The following is a 17,890-nucleotide window of genomic DNA, read 5'->3' as shown; positions in this document are numbered from 1 at the left end:
CGGACGGTGCTGCCCTTATCATGGGGTGATGGGCGACGCGTCGGGCAGCTTGCAACCTGCACTGGAGTTGATCGGCTGGCTGCTGCTGGCCGCCTGCTTCGGCTTCCTCTTTGCCGCCCAGGTTTCCAGGCGCTCGATGCGCAGATGGCGGCGGGCCGAGTGCGAGCTGATCGTCCTGGAGGGCCAGCCCTGCCTGGTGTGGAGCACCGCCGACGGCACCCGGCGCAGCACCCTGCACGAGCACGCGCTCACCGAGACCGCCGCGCCCAGCGTCGTGTACTACCGCATCGGACACGAGCAGCACCCCCAGACCACCGCGCCGGTGTCCCACGCCCGGATGCTGGGCGCCATCGGGTGGTCGCTGCTGGGCGCCTGGGCGCTGAGCAACATCATCTCGGTGCTGCTGGCGATGTAGTCCCCGCGCCCGGGCGTCCCTTGCTTCGGCCCGGATCCTTCACACAATCGGCGTGATGCGCGACACAGAAACGTGAAAGAAGTGTCGTATAGTTGACTTGGGTGTGACCCTGAACACCCAATGGGGTCACTTGCATCACTATGCGAAGGATATGAAATGTCATCAAAGTTTTCGCGCCTCTCGCGGGCCGCGGTCATCCTCTCGGCCAGTGCGCTGGCATTGAGTGCCTGCACCGGCCCTTCCGGTTCCCAGGAGGAGGGCCAGTCCGGGGATCAGGGCGGCGGCAGCGCGGTCATCACGCTGGGCACCACCGACAAGGTCACCTCACTGGACCCGGCCGCGTCCTACGACAACGGCTCGTTCATGGTCATGAACCAGATCTATCCGTTCCTGCTGAACAACGAGCCCGGCTCCCCGGACCCGGTGCCCGCCATCGCGGCCAGCGCGGACTTCACTTCGCCGACCGAGTACACGGTCAAGCTCAAGGAGGGGCTGAAGTGGGCCAACGGCCATGACCTGGATTCCAAGGACGTCAAGCACAGCTTCGACCGCCAGCTGAAGATCGCCGACCCGAACGGCCCAAGCTCGCTGCTGGGCAACCTGGACAAGGTTGAGGCCCCGGATGCCACCACCGTGGTGTTCACCCTGAAGGTCCCCAACGACCAGACCTTCGCCCAGGTGCTCTCCTCCCCGGTGGGCCCGATCGTCGATGACGAGGTCTTCCCGGCCGACAAGGTCATCGACGACAAGGAAATCGTGGACGCCAAGGCCTTTGGCGGACAATACGTGATCGACTCCTACAACAAGAACACCCTGGTCTCGCTGAGCAAGAACGATGAATACCAGGGCGTGCTGGGTGAACCGGCCAACTCCCAGGCGGCCATCAAGTACTACGCGGACGCGAACAACATGAAACTGGAAATCCAGCAGGGCAAGATCGACGTGGCCTGGCGTTCGCTGACCCCCACCGACATCGAGGACCTGGAGGGCCAGGATAACCTGACCGTCCACAAGGGCCCGGGCGGGGAACTGCGCTACATCGTGTTCAACTTCGACTCCATGCCCTACGGCAAGGAAACCGCCGACGCCGACCCGGCCAAGGCCCTGGCCGTGCGCCAGGCCGCCGCCAACCTGGTGGACCGCCAGGCGATCGCCACCCAGGTCTACAAGGACACCTACACCCCGGCCTACTCCTTCGTCCCGCAGGGATTCACCGGAGCCACCGAGCCGCTGAAGGAAAAGTACGGCAAGGACGGCGGCCCGGATGCCGAGGCGGCCAAGAAGGTGCTGGAGGACGCCGGGGTGCAGACCCCGGTCAAGCTGGCGCTGCAGTACAATCCCGACCACTACGGTCCAAGCTCCGGGGACGAGTACGCGATGGTCAAGAGCCAGCTGGAAGCCGACGGGTTGTTCGAGGTGGACCTGAAGTCCACCGAATGGGTCACCTACCAGAAGCAGCGCGTCACCGACTACCCGGCCTACCAGCTGGGCTGGTTCCCGGACTACTCGGATGCCGATAACTACCTCGCGCCGTTCTTCGCCAAGGACAACTTCCTGTCCAACGGGTACGACAACCAGGAAGTTGACTCGCTGATCTCCGAGCAGCGCGGTGAAACCGATGAAGGCAAGCGCAGCGAAATGATCGGCCAGCTGCAGGACATGGTGGCCGATGACCTCTCCACCCTGCCGCTGCTGCAGGGCGCCCAGGTCGCGGTCGCCGGCAAGGACGTGCAGGGCGTTGACAAGACCCTGGATGCCTCCTTCAAGTTCCGCATGGGCGTCTTGAGCAAGTAGGCCCCGGCCCAGGCGGCCTGAGATGAGCCAAAGGGGGCCTGCGGGCCCGTTGCAGGGAGAATCCGCCGCAGGCCCCTTTGGCATGCCCAGCCCCCACCGGGGCGTGGGCCGGCAGACCAAACACCTAAGAGGAACACCACCATGTCCATCACCCTGCCTGTGGAAGAACCCACATCCAGTACACCGACCAAGAAAAAGTCCAAGGGAGCCGGCGGCGGCTTCCTGCGCTATCTGATCACCCGCTTTTTGCTGATCTTCCCGACCGTGTTCATCCTGATCACCGTCGTCTTCTTCCTGATGCGCGTCACCGGCGACCCGATCACCGCGGCCCTGGGCGGGCGGCTGACCCCCACCCAGCTGGCCGAACGCATCGCCGAGGCCGGCTATGACCGGCCGATCATGGTCCAGTACTTCGAATACCTCGGCCAGATCCTGCGCGGGGACCTGGGCCGCACCATGAGCGACAACCGGGAGGTCACCGAGGTGCTCATCACCTACGGCGCGGCCACCTTGGAACTGTCCATCAACGCGGTCATTGTCGCCCTGCTGCTGGGCATCCCGCTGGGACTGCTGGCCGCCCGCTTCCGAGACAGCTACTCCGACGCGGCGCTGCGCATCTTCGCGATCCTGGGCTACGCCACCCCGGTGTTCTTCGCCGGGCTGCTGCTCAAGCTGATCTTCGGGATCTGGCTGGGCTGGCTGCCGATCTCCGGACGCGCGGACTGGCAGACCGAGCTGGAGCTGACCAACCTGGGCTCACCGACCGGCATCTACTGGCTGGACGCGCTGCGCAGCGGCAACTTCGAGGCCTTCTGGGCCGTGGTGCGCCACGCCCTGCTGCCGGCCATCGCCCTGGGCCTGCTCACCGGCGGGGTGTTCCTGCGCCTGGTGCGCACCAACGTGATCGGCACGCTGGGCCGCGAATACGTGGAGGCCGGCCGCTCCCGCGGGGTGGGGGAGTACCGGCTGCTGACCAAGCACGCCTACCGTCCGGCCCTGATCCCGATCATCACCGTGATGGGCCTGCAGATCGCCATGCTGCTCGGCGGGGCGGTGCTGACCGAAACCACCTTCGAATGGCAGGGGCTGGGCTTCAAGCTGGCCGAGTACCTGACCGCCCGCGACTTCGTGGCCGTGCAGGGCATCGTGGTGCTGCTGGCCATCATCGTGGCCGTCACCAACTTCATCGTGGACGTGGTCGCCGCGCTGATCGACCCGAGAGTGAGGTACTAGCATGAGCACCACCACCGTCACTGAAATCAAGGCCCACGCGCCCTGGTGGCTGCGCCTGCCGGTGATCTCCCACCTGCGCATGTCCTCCGGGCTGCAGCGCGGAATGCTGATCGCCGGGCTGGTGCTCTCCCTGCTGCTGGTGTTCACCGCACTGCTGGCCCCGGTGATCGCACCGTTTGACTTCGCCCAGAACCGGGATGCCTCAGGCGCGTTCCCGCGCCAGTCGGCCCCGGATGACAAGTTCATCTGGGGGACCACGGTCTCCGGGTACGACGTCTTCTCCCGCACCCTGTACGGCGCGCAGACCGCCGTCTGGGTGATCATCGCCGCGGTGGTCATGTCGATCTTCCTCGGGGTGTTCCTGGGGCTGGTCTCCGGGTACCTGGGCGGCTGGTTCGACCGGGTGATGGTGGTGCTCAACGACGCCATCTACGCCTTCCCCTCCCTGCTGCTGGCCATCGTGATGTCCATCGTGATCTCCCAGGGCCAGTCCTCCCTGTTCGGCGGCATCATGGCCGCGGCGGTGTCCATCACCGTGGTGTTCATCCCCCAGTACTACCGGGTGGTGCGCGCCGAGGTGATCCGGCTGAAGGCCGAACCGTTCGTCGAATCCGCGCAGGTGATCGGCGCCAGCAGCTGGCGGGTCATGGGCACCCACCTGCTGCGCAACGCCACGCGCACCCTGCCGCTGATCTTCACCCTGAACGCCTCCGAGGCGCTGCTGACCCTGGCCGGGCTCGGCTTCCTGGGCTTTGGCATCGAACCAACCGCCGCCAGCGAATGGGGTTTTGACCTGAACCGGGCGATGAGCGACGCCACCGGCGGGATCTGGTGGACCGGGCTGTTCCCGGGCCTGGCGATTGTGCTGACCGTGCTGGGGCTGACCCTGGTCGGTGAATCGATGAACGACCTGAACGACCCGCGGCTGCGGCGCATCAGCCGCAAGAAGGCCAAGCGCATGATCCAGAAGGGGGCCGCGGCATGAGCCACACCCACAGCGAACCGAACCAGGTGCTCAGCGTCCAGGACCTGTCCATCGACTTCGTCACCGACTCCGGGCCGGTCCCGGCCGTGCGCGGGGTGGACTTTTCCGTCCAGCCCGGGGAGATCCTGGCGATCGTCGGGGAATCGGGGTCCGGCAAGTCGGTCACCGCCCGCACCGCCCTGGGGATCATGGCCGAGAACGGGGCGGCGCACGGCGCGGTCTACCTCAAGGGCCAGGACATGCTGCACGCCAGCGGCGCCCAGCTGCGCCGGGCCCGCGGCCGGGACGTGTCCATGGTGTTCCAGGAACCCTCCACCGCGCTGAACCCGGTGTACACGGTGGGCTGGCAGATCATGGAGGGCATCCGGGCGCACAACAAGATCGGCCGCAGGCAGGCCAAGGCCCGCGCCGTGGAGGCGATGCGCCAGGTCGGCATCCCGGACCCCGAACGCCGGGTGGACTACTACCCGCACCAGTTCTCCGGCGGGCAGAAGCAGCGCGTGGTGATCGCCGCGGCGCTGGCGCTGCGCCCCTCACTGATCGTGGCCGACGAACCGACCACCGCCCTGGATGTGACGGTGCAGGCCGAAATCCTGCAGCTGCTGCGCCAGGTGCGCGAGGAGCTGGGCACCGCGATCGTGATCATCACCCACAACATGGGCGTGGTCGCCGACATCGCCGACCGGGTGATCGTGATGAACCAGGGCCTGGTGATCGAACAGGCCAAGGCGCTGGACCTGTTCGAGAACCCGCAGCAGGACTACACCCGTTCACTGCTGGAGGCGGTGCCGCACCTGGGCCGCTCCAGCGCCTCGAAGGACCTGGAGTCCCGCGCCCACGCCGAGAAGCCGGTGCTGGTCGAGGCCCGGGACCTGAGCGTGCACTACCCGGGGCGGCTGGGCGCGCCGGGGTTCACGGCCGTCAACGGGGTGTCCCTGAAGATCCACGCCGGTGAGGTGTACGGGCTGGTCGGTGAATCCGGCTCGGGCAAGACCACCATCGGGCGCACCATCGCCGGGCTGAACCGGATGACCGGCGGGTCGCTGAGGGTGCTGGACTATGAGATGGCCGATTTCCGTGAACGCAGCTTCAAGCCGCTGCGGGAGCAGATCGGGTTCGTCTTCCAGGACCCGGCCGCCAGCTTCAACCCGCAGCTGACCATCGGGCAGTGCGTGGCCGAACCGCTGAACGTGCACCGCAGCCTGGGCCCGCGCGAAACCCGGGCCCGGGTGGGCGGGCTGCTGGAGTCGGTGCAGCTGCCGGCCGGCTACGCCGAACGCTACCCGCACGAGCTCTCCGGCGGCCAACGCCAGCGCGCCTCGCTGGCCCGGGCGCTGGCCCTGGAGCCGAAGCTGCTGATCGCCGATGAACCCACCAGCGCGCTGGATGTCTCGGTGCAGGCCAAGGTGCTGGAGCTGTTCCTGGAGCTGCAGCAGCAGCTGGGCTTCGCGGCCCTGTTCATCTCCCACGACCTGGCGGTGGTGGACATGCTCGCCAGCTGGGTGGGGGTGCTGCTGCGCGGCGAACTGGTCGAGGAGGGGCTGGGCTCCAGGGTGCTCAGCGCCCCGCAGCACCCGTACACGCAGCGGCTGATCGCTTCCCTGCCGGTGCCCGACCCGCGTGAACAGGCCAAGCGCCGGGCGCTGATCGAGCAGCTGAACCTGGCACAGTGAGCGCACCACGCGCCGCCACCAGCCCCCGGGGCCGGTGGCGGCGCGTCACTTAATGCGGGCCGTGGCCTAATCCCACGTAAACTGGGCGCATGAGCGAGCCGAACACGAACCCCCTGCCCACGGACTTCGACCCGCACGCCAGCTCCCTACACGGCGAGGTCGACCAGGCGGTGCTCGATGAGCTGTATTCCATCCGCGGCAGCATCGACAACTTCGACGCCCAGCTGGTCTACCTGCTGGCCGAACGCTTCAAGGCCACCCAGCGGGTGGGCCACCTCAAGGCCGTGCACCAGCTGCCGCCCAGCGACCCGAACCGGGAAAAGGCGCAGATTGAGCGGCTGCGCCACCTGGCCCGTGAGGCGCACCTGGACCCGGAGTTCGCCGAGAAGGTGCTGAACTTCATCATCTCCGAGGTGATCCGCCACCACCAGCACATCTCCAACGCGCACAACAACGAGTAACCCCGCCCGGTGAGCACGATGAGTGAACGACAAGCCCTATCCGGCAACCAGCCCGCCGAACCGGGCCCGGCAGCAGATCCGGCCGCCGCTGCGGTGGCCGCCGCCGAGGCCGCGGTGCACGTCACCTGCCAGCCCCGCTTTGCCGGCACCGAAGCCGTGGAAGTGCACAAGGTGGTGCGCGGGGAACTGGGGGAACCGAACCTGGCGGTCTTCCCGCAGCTGCCCGACCGCGGCGTCTGGGCACGCCAGCAGGCGCGCAGCACCGCCATGATCACCGAGCTGGGCTTTGACCTGCAGCCGCACGGCTGGCGGATTGGGGTGCCGGACGGGATGGACGCCCGCCGCGCCCGCAGCCTGCTGCGCAGTGACGAGAACCTGCTGGCCGACGTGCTGGGCGCGGAGAAGAAACCGGCCGCGCGGATCAAGCTGAACGTGCTCGGGCCCTGGTCGCTGGCCGCCGGCCTGCACCTGGGCAACGGGGAACGGGCGGTGGCCGACCACGGGGCCCGGCGCGACATCATCGAGGCCTACGCCCAGGGGCTGGGGGACTGGCTCACCCGCCTGTCCCGGATCACCGCGCTGCGCCACTTCACCGTGCAGCTGGAGGAGCCGGCGCTGGGCGCCGTGCTGGATGGGGCGCTGCCCACCGCCAGCGGGTACCGCACCCTGCGCTCGGTGCCCCGCCAGGAGGTGCGCCAGCTGCTGGGGGCACTGGTGGAGCACGTGAACCAGCACCACAACGTGTCCTGGGTGGCGCAGCTGGCGCAGCAGGACGGGCGTTGGCGCGAACGGGTGGACCTGGTCCACCAGGCCGGGATCGATGCCCTGGTGCTGGACCCGGTGGGCCTGGACCATGCCGGCTGGGAGCGGGCCGCGGCGCTGGTCGATTCCGGGGGCCGGCTCTTCCTGCAGGTCCTGGAGCCCGGGCAGAAGCCGCCGGGGGTGGTGCAGGCGGTCAAGGACATCCTGCGTCCCTGGCGGATGCTGGGGCTGGGGCTGGAGCGGCTCGGGGCGCTGCGCCTGATGCCGCGCGGGGACTTCTCCGCCTCCGGCTCCGCCGAGGTGATCAGCTGCCTGCAGGCGCTGACCGGGTACGCCCAGGCGCTGGAGCAGACCCGTGTGGACGCCTAGGCCCGCACCCGGGAGTACACGCCCGGGGTGCGCCCTGACCGGGAGAAAGGCCCCGGAACTCATGTATCTTAAAGAGCAGCGGGTAAGTTTGCTGCCTGCCGTTTCGCTGGGCCGCGCCAGTAGCCGGCTTGTCGCTATTCAGGGGGAAATGTATGAAGGCTAAGATCCTGGTCGTCGATGACGATGAGGCGCTGTCGGAGATGATCGGCATCGTGCTGCAAAACGACGGGTTCGACCCGGTGTTCTGCTACGACGGTTCCGGCGCGCTGGAGGCCTTCCGCGAGGCGAACCCCGACCTGGTCCTGCTGGATCTGATGCTGCCGGGCATCGACGGCATTGAGGTGTGCAAGCAGATCCGCGGCGAATCCGATGTGCCCATCGTGATGCTCACCGCCAAGTCCGACACCGCCGACGTGGTGCGCGGGCTGGAGTCCGGGGCCGATGACTACGTGCCCAAGCCCTTCAAGCCGGCCGAACTGGTCGCCCGGGTGCGGGCCCGGTTGCGCCCGGCCGAAACCCACGCCCCGGAAATGCTGAACGTGGCCGATGTGACCATCGACGTGGCCGGCCACCGGGTCACCCGCGGGCAGAGCGTGCTGTCGCTGACCCCCCTGGAATTTGACCTGCTGGTCACCATGGCCCGCAAGCCCTGGCAGGTCTTCAGCCGCGAACAGCTGCTGGAGGCCGTGTGGGGCTACCGCCACGCGGCGGACACCCGGCTGGTGAACGTGCACGTGCAGCGGCTGCGGTCGAAGATTGAGAAGGACCCGGAGAAGCCCACGATCATCCAGACCGTGCGCGGCGTCGGCTACAAGGCGGGATCGGCAAGTTGAGTCAGCGCACCACGACCGGAAGCGAACTTGTCCCGGTCGACGTGCGCGACTCGGCGGTTCCCAAGGCCCCACCCTTCTACCGGCTGCGGCTGTGGCTGCGCCGTCCGCTGGCGGCGGTGCGCCGACGCTGGAACCGCCACCTGATGTACCGCACCGTGGCGTCCACGCTGCTATTTTCCTCCCTGGCGCTGCTGGCGGCCGGGGCGTTCCTGTCCAACCAGATCGCCAGCACCCTGTTCACCGAGCGCTTCAACCAGGTCGCCACCGAGTCCGAGCGCGGGCTGACCCAGGCCCGGTCCATCTTCGAATCCGCGGCCACCACCGACCGGGTCTCCACCCAGTCGCTGGTCAACAGCACGCTAAGCACCCTGGAGGGCGACGGGGCCAGCGTGGTGCGAGACTTCGTGCTGATGCCCTTCCCGGGCGATGAGAACATCTATGTGGCCCCCACCGCCTCCGGGCAGCTGACCAGCCGGATCATCCCGGCGGACCTGTCCGAACGGGTCATGAACGATTCGGGGATCTACTGGCGTTCGGTGGAGATCCCCACCGCCGGCAGCCAGGCGCCGGGGATCATCTTCGGCACCAAGGTGCTGCTGCCCCCGGGCCGGGAATACGGCCTCTACCTGGTCTATGACCTCTCCAGCGTGCAAAGCACCCTGGAATTCATCAACCGCGCCATGGTGCTCACCGGCATGATCCTGCTGCTGGTGGTCGGGGTGATCTCCTGGTCGGTCAGCCGCACCGTGGTGCGCCCGGTCGCCGACGCCGCCTACGTTTCGGAGCGGATCGCCGCCGGGGACCTGGACCGGCGCATGCGGGTGATCGGCGAGGACGAGGTCGCCCGCCTGGGCACCGCCTTCAACCACATGGCCGCCTCCCTGCAGGACCAGATCACCCAGCTGAACCAGCTCTCGGCAATGCAGCAGCGCTTCGTCTCGGACGTGTCCCATGAACTGCGCACCCCGTTGACCACGGTGCGCATGGCCGCCGAGGTGATCCATGACGCCCGGGAGTCCTTCGACCCGCTGACCTCGCGTTCGGCCGAACTGATGTACAACCAGATCGAACGCTTCCAGAACCTGCTCAATGACCTGCTGGAGGTCTCCCGCTTCGATGCCGGGGTGGCGGTGCTGGACCGTGAATCCACGGACCTGAACGTGATCGCCCGCAAGGTCATCGACACCGCCACCCCGGTCGCCGACGAATACGGTTCGGTGCTGCGCCTCTCGGCCCCCGCCGAGGGCTGCGTGGCCGAAGTGGACCCGCGGCGGGTCGAGCGGATTCTGCGCAACCTGGTGCTCAACGCCGCCGAGCACGGGGAGGGCAACCCGATCGACATCAGCATCGGCCAGGATGAGGACGCGGTGGCGATCTCGGTGCGCGACCACGGCATCGGGATGAGCGCCGAGGCCGCCTCCCACGTCTTTGACCGCTTCTGGCGCGCCGACCCGGCCCGCAAGCGCACCACCGGCGGCTCCGGGCTGGGGCTGGCCATCGCCAAGGAGGACACCGCGCTGCACGGTGGACGCCTGGAGGCCTGGGGCGAGGAGGGGGTCGGCTCGAACTTCCGGCTGACCCTGCCCCGTACCGCCGGGCACACGATCTCCAGCTCACCGCTGCCGCTGGAGCCCACCGTGCTGCCGGATTTGGGTGCCGCCGGAATCCCGGAACACTTCCCGCTGACCGGGGAGCTGCCCAAGATCGGCTTCGTGCCGCTGCTGCTGGATGAACCGCTGGTCGATGACGTCATCGACCCGCGCGGGGCCTTTGGCACCCAGAAACCGGGCAGCGAACGGCCCGGCACCGACAAGCCGGGCAGGGACCTGCCCGGCGCCGCCAACCCGGATGCGGGGGATCAGTCATGAGCACACCGGCACCCCGCACCCCGCGGCCGAGGGGCACCTTGAGGTTCCCCGTCGCCCGGCTGTTGCACGCCCTGGTCCTGGCCCTGGCCGGGGTCCTGGTGCTCAGCGGCTGCGCCTCCATCCCGCGTTCCTCCCCGGTCCAGCAGATCCAGTCCCAGCCCGATGATGAAAGCGATGAGAACTACAGCTTTGACGCGTTGGGACCGCAGCCGGGCTCCAGCCCGCGCGGCATCGTGGAGGGCTTCTTAGAGGCCGGGGTGTCCCTGGCCCAGGACTACGCGGTGGCGCGCGAGTTCATGACCCCGCAGCTGCAAAACGCCTGGAAGGGCAGCAGCCGCACCCTGGTGTACGACGCCAGCTCGATCATCGAGGCGGGGGCGGAAAACCGCTACACCATCCAGCTGGAAATCACCGCCGAGGTCGACGCGAACGGGATCCGCACCGAATACCCCTCCCATTCCACCCGGGCGGTGGACGTGGAGCTCAGCGAAATCGACGGGGAATGGCGCATCTCCAAGGCCCCTGACGGGATCATGCTCGAAAGCAGCTTCTTCGAGCGGATCTTCACCCCGCGCACCCTGTACTTCTACGACGCCAGCTACAAGTACCTGGTCCCGGACATCCGCTGGTTCTCCTCCCGCAGCGGTGCGGCGACCTCCGTGGTCGAGGCCCTGCTGGAGGGCCCGGCCCCCTACCTGGAAAACGCGGTCGTCTCCGCGTTCTCCTCGGCCAGCTCCCTGGTGCGCCCGGCGGTCCCGGTCAAGGACGGCACCGCCACGGTGGACCTGAACGCCGAGACCTTCGTGGACAGCACCGACCTGGCCAAGCAGCTGATGCAGCAGCAGCTGGTCGCCTCGCTGGACGAACTGACCTCCGTGGAACGCGTCCAGATGCAGTCCGAGGAAGCGGACGTGAACCTGGAACAGGTGCCGCCGGAATTCGAGAAGGCCGAACGCAACCCCAGCACCCCGGACACGCTGATCGGCATCGACGAGGGGTCCTTGGTCTACGTCAAGGGCGGCAGCGTGATCCCGGTGGGCGGGGTGCCGGACCTGTCCGAATACTCGCCCCGCGACCCGGCGATGTCGCCGGTGGGCAACCGCTACGCGTTCCTGAACGGCAAACGCAGCGCACTGATGACCGTGGATGAAAACGGCCGGGTCCGCCAGGTCGCGACCGGCACCAATTTGCTGCGCCCCTCCATGGATGTGGCCGGGTGGACCTGGACCGCGGATAATTCCGCCAAGACCCCCATCCTGGTGGCCCCCGCCGATCCGGCGGTCTCCGGGGAAACCCGGCCGATCAGCGTGGACTGGCTCAAGGGCCAACAGGTGCAGTCGCTGCGGATTTCCCGGGACGGGGCCCGGGCGCTGCTGGTGGTGCGTGATGGTTCACAGACCCGGGTTCTGGTCAGCGGCGTGGTGCGCGACGCCGACGGGGTGCCCCGGGGACTGAGTGAGCATCCGATGGAGATCTTCCCCAGTGTTCCGGTGAACACCGCGCTGTGGAACTCGGACCAGTCCATCATCGTGGCCAGGTTCAGCCGCACCGAATCGGTGGAAGCCGAGCTGCTGACCTTCTCCTCGGGCTCCGAACCGTTCTCCCCGCTGCTGGGCATGGTGTCCCTGGCCGCCGGCCCCGGCGATCGCCGCCCGGTCTACGCCGGAACCCCGGAGGACCTGCACACCCGGGTGGGCAACACCTGGCGCAAGCTCGATGACTTCGCCGCCGACGTGTCCTACCCCGGCTAGCATCCCCAACCGGCCGCCGTGCTGGCACCTGCCGTGCCCGGGCAGCGCACACTGGGCGCCATGGGTTCCCCGTTGGCGGCCTGGGTGGACCGGGCCCTGTCCTTGACCCCGGCGCGCGCCGCCGCCTTTGGCCTGCGCGAGCTTGCAGCCCTGCTGCTGCCCACCAGCTGCGCACTGTGCCAAGCCCCCGATCACCGGCTCTGCCCGCGGTGTGCCCGGCAACTGGTCGCCCAGCTGCATTTGCCTCCGCTGGGCCCGGCACTGCGCTGCCGGCTGGAACTGCCCCAGCACCAGGAACTGTTCCTGGTCTGCGCCGCCGGGCTCTACGCCAACGAGCTGGCCCAGGCGATCCTGGCGTTCAAGAACCGCCAGCGGGTATTCCTCGCCGCGCAGTTCGCGCCCTACCTGGCGGCCGCCGCCGCCGCGCTGAGCCCACCGTGCGTTCCGGGGGAGCAGGTGTGGCTGGTGCCGGTTCCCTCCTCACCGGCCGCGCGGACCCGGCGCGGATACTGGCCGGTGCAACGAATCCTGTGCCGGGCCCAGGCCGACGGGCTGATCCCCGCCCGGCTGAGCTGCCGGCCGATCCTGCGTCACCGGTTCTCCCTGCGTCCTGCCGGGGCCCAGAAGGGCAAGAGCCGCTCCCAGCGGCGCAGCAGCGGTGGGGCACTATACGCCTTTGACGCCGCCCGGCCCGGACAGCAGGTGCTGCTGGTGGATGACGTGGTCACGACGGGTGCCACCCTCATCGCCGCGGCAAACGCCTGCCGGGCGGCCGGGTACCGGGTGATTGGAGCGGTCGCCCTGGCCTTGACACCGCCACCGAGCACCGAAACGAGGTAGCCGCTGAAGCGTCGGTTTCGCTGAACGCGATAAGAAATCTGGGCGGTAAGTAGTGGAATCCACACGAAGTGGCATATGGTGAAGTATGGGTTGCATCGCAGATGCAGCGTAAGGCCCATCTTCAGTCCAGGGGCTGGAAAATCCCTGGATTGTTGTGTCACCCGACTCTATTTTGGAGGACACCATGGAGCTGAACTACAGCGGCCGTAACGTCACCGTTTCCGATCGTTTCCGCGAATACGTGGACGAGAAAATGGTCAAGATCGAGCAACTGACCAACAAGGTGCAGCGGATCGACGTCAAAGTCGTGAAGGAACCCCACGCCCGCAACCAATCCACCGCCTTGTCCGTGGAATTGACCGTGGTTGGCCGAGGACCGGCGATTCGCGCCGAAGCCACCGGCGCAGAAAAGTTCGCAGCATTCGACGTGGCCTTCTCCAAGCTGCTGGAGCGCCTGCGCAAGGCGCGGGACAAGCAGAAGGTGCACCGCGGGAATCACACCCCGGTCGCCGTCCACCAGGCCACCAGCGGCTTGCCGACGATAGGCGCCGGAAAGACCCTGGTCGAACAGGCCATGGAAAACCAGGCCGCCGAGGAAGCCGCGCAAAACAGCGAGGATTCGCAGTACACCCCGGTGGTGATTCGCCGCAAGGTCTTCCCTGCCGAGGTCATGAGCATCGACGACGCCGTGGACCGCATGGAACTGGTGGGACACCCGTTCTACCTGTTCATCGACGAAGCCAACGGGTCACATTCGGTGGTGTACCGCCGCCACCAGTACCAGTACGGCGTGCTCACCCTGGATCCGTCACTGAATGAAGACGATGAGCTGCCGACCGAGGTCCGCGGCTACCGTGACTCCGAAGTGTCCACCGACGCCTAGCAGGCGGTGGAACACCACGTCATTATGACCATGGGCGGCCACAGCGACCTGAGCCTGCAACAGGCTCGACGGATCGCCGTGGCCGCCCAGGGCCTGTCCGGGACACGCAGCCCCGCACGCAGCGGACGGGCAAAAATCCTGCAGGTCTACCAGCAGATCGCGCAAACCCAAATCGACTCGGTCAACGTCGTGGCCCGCGCCCACTACCAGCCGGTATTCGCCCGACTCGGGGACTACAGCCGCGCCCAATTGGACCGGCTGGTGGCCGGAGCGGCCAGCCCGGTCACCGAGTACTGGTCCCACGAAGCCAGCTACGTGCGCAGCGACCTGGTGGGGGACCTGCGGCGCTGGCGTCCGCGGCACTGGGCCGACGCCTCCCACCGCTTCACCCCCGAACAGCACCAGCTGGTCGCCCCGGTCCTGGAATTCCTGGACTCCAACCCCGGCTCCTCGGCCCGCCAAATCAGCCAGGCCCTGGACATCCCGGCCACGACGGACAAGGACCACTGGGGATGGAACTGGAACGACACGAAACTGGTCACCGAATCACTGTTCTGGCAAACCCGGATTCTCTCGCTGGGGCGCAACCAGCACTTTGAACGCCGCTTCGCCCCGGCCAGCACCGTCATCCAGGCACAGTACCTGGAGCCAGCCCATTCGGCGCAGGAATCCCTGCGGCGCCTGGTGCTGGCCGCCGTGGACGCGTTGGGGGTGGCCAGCCTGCACTGCGTCAGCGAGTATTTCCGGCTCCCCGCCGCCCCGGTCAAAACGATGGTCCACGAACTGGTGCATGCCGGTGAGCTGCAACGCTGCCGGGTTGAATCGCTCACCGAAGACTTCTACCTGCGCCCCGGGCTGGTGATTGCCACCCGCCGGTCACGTACCACCCGCATCCTTTCGCCGTTTGACTCCATGATCTTCAACCGGCGCCGACTGCAGAAGCTGTTCGGATTCCATTACCGCATCGAGATTTATGTGCCCGAACCCAAACGCCGGTACGGCTATTACGTCTTTCCCATCCTGCACGGCGACGACCTGGTGGGCCGGGTGGATCTGAAGGCGGACCGCAAGCTCGGGGAGCTGCAGGTGAAATCCGTGCATTTCGAAGCGGCCCCCACCGAATCGGTGTTGCAGGGGACCGACGCCGAACTGTGGCTGATGGCACGGTGGCTTGGACTCTCATCGGTTACCGTGGGAACTGAGCGGGTGCTGTGCAGCCCATGGCGGTTGTCCGCGAAACACCAGGCCTCGGTCTGAAATGAGTTTGCAGTTCAAATTACTCACGTAGACTGTAAACCGCCAGAATTTACTGTGCTTGAGATATTGGGAGCTACCACGTGGCATCATTGCTAGAACGTATTCTGCGTACCGGCGACAAGAAGACCCTGAAGAAGCTGCGGGTCTACGCCGACGCAATCAATGCGTTGGAAGGCGAATTTCGCGACATGTCCGATGAGGAACTGCGCGGGGAAACCGATAAGTTCCGGGCACGGTACGCCGAAGGCGAGACCCTGGATTCGCTGCTTCCCGAAGCCTTCGCCGCGGTGCGTGAAGCCGCCGACCGCGTACTGGGGATGCGCCACTTCGATGTCCAGCTGATGGGCGGTGCCGCCCTGCACCTGGGCAACATCGCCGAAATGCGCACCGGTGAAGGTAAGACCCTGGTCGCCACCGCACCGGCCTATCTCAACGCCCTGACCGGCCGCGGCGTGCACGTGGTGACCGTCAACGACTTCCTGGCCGAATACCAGTCCGACCTGATGGGCCGCGTCTTCCGCTTTTTGGGCATGAGCACCGGGTGCATCCTGGCCAACATGGATCCCGCCAAGCGCCGCAAGCAGTACGCCGCGGACATCACCTATGGCACCAACAACGAGTTCGGCTTCGACTACCTGCGCGACAACATGGCCTGGAGCAAGGAAGAACTGGTCCAGCGCGAACACCATTTCGTCATCGTCGATGAAGTCGACTCCATCCTGATCGACGAGGCCCGTACCCCGCTGATCATTTCCGGCCAGGCCTCGGGCGATGTCAACCGCTGGTACACCGAATTCTCCAAGATGGTCACCCGCCTGGAGCGCGAATCCGATTACGAGGTCGATGAGAAGAAGCGCACCGTGGGTGTGCTGGAGCCGGGCATCGAGAAGATCGAGGACTACCTGGGCATCGACAACCTCTACGAGGCGGCCAACACGCCGCTGATCGGCTTTTTGAACAACGCCATCAAGGCCAAGGAGCTGTTCAAGCGCGACAAGGACTACGTCGTGGTCAACGGCGAGGTCATGATCGTGGACGAACACACCGGCCGTGCCCTGCCCGGACGACGCTACTCCGAGGGCATGCACCAGGCCATCGAGGCCAAGGAAGGCGTGCAGATCAAGGCCGAGAACCAGACCCTGGCCACGATCACCCTGCAGAACTATTTCCGCATGTACGAGAAGATCTCGGGCATGACCGGCACCGCCCAGACCGAGGCGGCCGAGTTCATGGGCACCTACAAGCTCGGCGTGGTGGAAATTCCCACGAACCGTCCGGCGATCCGCGAAGACAAGTCGGATTTGATCTACAAGAACGAGATCGCCAAGTTCGACGCCGTCGTCGCCGACATCGCCGAACGCCACCAGAGCGGCCAGCCGATCCTGGTGGGCACCACCAGCGTGGAAAAGAGCGAATACCTTTCCAGGCTGTTGGCCAAGCAGGGTGTGCGCCACGAGGTGCTCAACGCCAAGAACCACGCCCGTGAAGCGGCCATCGTGGCGATGGCCGGTAAGAAGGGCGGGGTCACCGTGGCCACCAACATGGCCGGGCGCGGTACCGACATCATGCTCGGCGGCAACGCCGAGTTCATCGCGGTGGCCGAAATGGAACGCCGCGGACTGGACCCGCAGGAGAACTCCGAACAGTACGAGGCCGAATGGGACGAGGTGTTCGCCAAGGCCAAGGAAACCGTGGCCCGCGAAGCCAAGGAAGTCGCCGAGCTGGGCGGACTGTACGTGCTGGGCACCGAACGCCACGAGTCGCGGCGCATCGACAACCAGCTGCGCGGTCGTGCCGGGCGCCAGGGCGACCCGGGTGAATCCCGCTTCTACCTGTCGATGACCGATGACCTGATGCGCCGCTTCAATTCCGGCATGGCCGAGCGGATCATGAACAATCCCTCGATGCCCGATGACGTGGCCCTGGAATCCAAGATGGTCTCCAAGGCCATTGAATCCGCCCAGGCGCAGGTTGAAGGCGTCAACGCCGAACAGCGCAAGAACGTGCTGAAGTACGACGACGTGATGAACCGCCAGCGCGAGGCGATCTACACCGACCGCCGCCGCATCCTGGAAGGCGATGACATCCACGAGAAGGTGGAGCACTTCCTGGAGGACGTCGTCAAGGCGATGGTTGTCGAAGCCACCCAGTCCGGCAACCCGGATGACTGGGATCTGCGCCAGTTGTGGACCAACTTCAAGCAGCTCTACCCCATCTCGCTGACCGTTGATGAGGTGGCCGAGGAAGCCGGCGGCGTCTCCCACCTGACCCCGGCGTTCATTGAGCAGGAAGTCCTCTCCGATGCGCGCCTGCAGTACCAGGCCCGCGAAGAGGCGGTCGGTTCGCAGACCATGCGCGAACTGGAGCGTCGCGTCGTGCTTTCGACCATTGGACGCAAATGGCAGGAACACCTGTACGAGATGGATTACCTCAAGGAGGGCATCGGGCTGCGTGCCATGGCACAGCGTGACCCGCTGGTGGAATACCAGCGCGAGGGCTACACCATGTTCCAGACCATGATGGAAGGCATCCGCGAGGATTCCATCGGCACCCTATTCCACCTGGAACTGCCCGCCGGGCAGAAGGAACCGGAGGCGATCGGCGAGGCGCTGGGCACTCCGGCGCAACCGCAGAACCTGCAGTTCACCGGACCGGATGAGGACGGGGAGGCCAGCACCACCCGCGAGCAGGCCAAGTCCTCCAAGCCCAAGGCCGCTGCCGGGGCTGGGGCCGGAAAGTCCAAGAAGAACAAGAAGCGCCGCTGAC

Annotated in this window: 14 protein-coding genes; all 14 read left to right on the top strand. The window is 66.8% G+C overall.

Annotated features, from left to right (window positions below; genetic code table 11):
* Nucleotides 1-28: 28 nt before the first annotated feature.
* The 14 genes from GcLGCM259_RS09690 to secA all read left to right on the top strand — a co-directional run bounded on the left by GcLGCM259_RS09690 (nucleotide 29) and on the right by secA (nucleotide 17,889).
* Nucleotides 29-415 (top strand): hypothetical protein, encoded by a 387-nt coding sequence (locus tag GcLGCM259_RS09690; RefSeq protein ID WP_175419385.1) that lies wholly within the window; start codon nucleotides 29-31, stop codon nucleotides 413-415.
* 156 nt (nucleotides 416-571) lie between these two features.
* Nucleotides 572-2,209 carry an ABC transporter substrate-binding protein gene (locus tag GcLGCM259_RS09685; RefSeq protein ID WP_138926485.1) on the top strand — a complete coding sequence of 546 codons (1,638 nt, stop codon included), beginning with the start codon at nucleotides 572-574 and terminating at the stop codon, nucleotides 2,207-2,209.
* A gap of 141 nt (nucleotides 2,210-2,350) precedes the next feature.
* A complete protein-coding gene (locus GcLGCM259_RS09680; protein ID WP_054821394.1) occupies nucleotides 2,351-3,442 on the top strand; it encodes an ABC transporter permease in 1,092 nt (363 codons plus the stop codon).
* A gap of 1 nt (nucleotide 3,443) precedes the next feature.
* Nucleotides 3,444-4,427, top strand: coding sequence for an ABC transporter permease (locus tag GcLGCM259_RS09675; RefSeq protein ID WP_138177513.1), 984 nt, complete (start codon nucleotides 3,444-3,446; stop codon nucleotides 4,425-4,427).
* A complete protein-coding gene (locus GcLGCM259_RS09670) occupies nucleotides 4,424-6,100 on the top strand; it encodes a dipeptide ABC transporter ATP-binding protein (RefSeq protein ID WP_138177515.1) in 1,677 nt (558 codons plus the stop codon). Before GcLGCM259_RS09675 ends, GcLGCM259_RS09670 begins: the two co-directional genes overlap by 4 nt.
* A gap of 89 nt (nucleotides 6,101-6,189) precedes the next feature.
* On the top strand, nucleotides 6,190-6,561 hold the full coding sequence (locus GcLGCM259_RS09665; protein ID WP_054822019.1) for a chorismate mutase: 372 nt from the start codon (nucleotides 6,190-6,192) through the stop codon (nucleotides 6,559-6,561).
* 18 nt (nucleotides 6,562-6,579) lie between these two features.
* Nucleotides 6,580-7,692: a uroporphyrinogen decarboxylase/cobalamine-independent methonine synthase family protein gene (locus GcLGCM259_RS09660; RefSeq protein WP_138926484.1), complete on the top strand. Its 1,113-nt coding sequence runs from the start codon at nucleotides 6,580-6,582 to the stop codon at nucleotides 7,690-7,692.
* A gap of 152 nt (nucleotides 7,693-7,844) precedes the next feature.
* Nucleotides 7,845-8,525 (top strand): MtrAB system response regulator MtrA, encoded by a 681-nt coding sequence (mtrA, locus tag GcLGCM259_RS09655; protein ID WP_138177519.1) that lies wholly within the window; start codon nucleotides 7,845-7,847, stop codon nucleotides 8,523-8,525.
* Complete coding sequence (gene mtrB / locus GcLGCM259_RS09650; protein ID WP_138926483.1) at nucleotides 8,522-10,393, top strand: MtrAB system histidine kinase MtrB; 1,872 nt, start codon at nucleotides 8,522-8,524, stop codon at nucleotides 10,391-10,393. The genes mtrA and mtrB overlap by 4 nt, the downstream gene beginning before the upstream one ends.
* Nucleotides 10,394-10,431: 38 nt before the next feature.
* A complete protein-coding gene (locus GcLGCM259_RS09645; RefSeq protein WP_175419384.1) occupies nucleotides 10,432-12,144 on the top strand; it encodes an LpqB family beta-propeller domain-containing protein in 1,713 nt (570 codons plus the stop codon).
* A gap of 18 nt (nucleotides 12,145-12,162) precedes the next feature.
* Nucleotides 12,163-12,984: a ComF family protein gene (locus GcLGCM259_RS09640; RefSeq protein WP_138926481.1), complete on the top strand. Its 822-nt coding sequence runs from the start codon at nucleotides 12,163-12,165 to the stop codon at nucleotides 12,982-12,984.
* A 184-nt stretch (nucleotides 12,985-13,168) separates the two neighbouring features.
* Nucleotides 13,169-13,867 carry a ribosome hibernation-promoting factor, HPF/YfiA family gene (gene hpf, locus GcLGCM259_RS09635; RefSeq protein WP_138177527.1) on the top strand — a complete coding sequence of 233 codons (699 nt, stop codon included), beginning with the start codon at nucleotides 13,169-13,171 and terminating at the stop codon, nucleotides 13,865-13,867.
* A gap of 6 nt (nucleotides 13,868-13,873) precedes the next feature.
* Nucleotides 13,874-15,124 (top strand): winged helix-turn-helix domain-containing protein, encoded by a 1,251-nt coding sequence (locus tag GcLGCM259_RS09630; RefSeq protein WP_138926480.1) that lies wholly within the window; start codon nucleotides 13,874-13,876, stop codon nucleotides 15,122-15,124.
* Nucleotides 15,125-15,204: 80 nt separating this feature from the next.
* On the top strand, nucleotides 15,205-17,889 hold the full coding sequence (secA, locus tag GcLGCM259_RS09625) for a preprotein translocase subunit SecA (RefSeq protein WP_138177531.1): 2,685 nt from the start codon (nucleotides 15,205-15,207) through the stop codon (nucleotides 17,887-17,889).
* The last annotated feature ends 1 nt before the right edge of the window (nucleotide 17,890 follow it).

The organism is Glutamicibacter creatinolyticus, assembly GCF_006094275.1.
Lineage (GTDB): Bacteria > Actinomycetota > Actinomycetes > Actinomycetales > Micrococcaceae > Glutamicibacter > Glutamicibacter creatinolyticus.
The sequence above is the reverse complement of the archived record's forward strand: the minus strand, read 5'-3'. Positions and strand labels throughout refer to the sequence as shown.

What these genes read in the sequence shown, in the direction of transcription:
- GcLGCM259_RS09690 (WP_175419385.1), top strand. Translation starts at nt 29, where the DNA reads ATGGGCGACGCGTCGGGCAGCTTGCAACCTGCACTGGAGTTGATCGGC.
- GcLGCM259_RS09685 (WP_138926485.1), top strand. Translation starts at nt 572, where the DNA reads ATGTCATCAAAGTTTTCGCGCCTCTCGCGGGCCGCGGTCATCCTCTCG.
- GcLGCM259_RS09680 (WP_054821394.1), top strand. Translation starts at nt 2,351, where the DNA reads ATGTCCATCACCCTGCCTGTGGAAGAACCCACATCCAGTACACCGACC.
- GcLGCM259_RS09675 (WP_138177513.1), top strand. Translation starts at nt 3,444, where the DNA reads ATGAGCACCACCACCGTCACTGAAATCAAGGCCCACGCGCCCTGGTGG.
- GcLGCM259_RS09670 (WP_138177515.1), top strand. Translation starts at nt 4,424, where the DNA reads ATGAGCCACACCCACAGCGAACCGAACCAGGTGCTCAGCGTCCAGGAC.
- GcLGCM259_RS09665 (WP_054822019.1), top strand. Translation starts at nt 6,190, where the DNA reads ATGAGCGAGCCGAACACGAACCCCCTGCCCACGGACTTCGACCCGCAC.
- GcLGCM259_RS09660 (WP_138926484.1), top strand. Translation starts at nt 6,580, where the DNA reads ATGAGTGAACGACAAGCCCTATCCGGCAACCAGCCCGCCGAACCGGGC.
- mtrA (WP_138177519.1), top strand. Translation starts at nt 7,845, where the DNA reads ATGAAGGCTAAGATCCTGGTCGTCGATGACGATGAGGCGCTGTCGGAG.
- hpf (WP_138177527.1), top strand. Translation starts at nt 13,169, where the DNA reads ATGGAGCTGAACTACAGCGGCCGTAACGTCACCGTTTCCGATCGTTTC.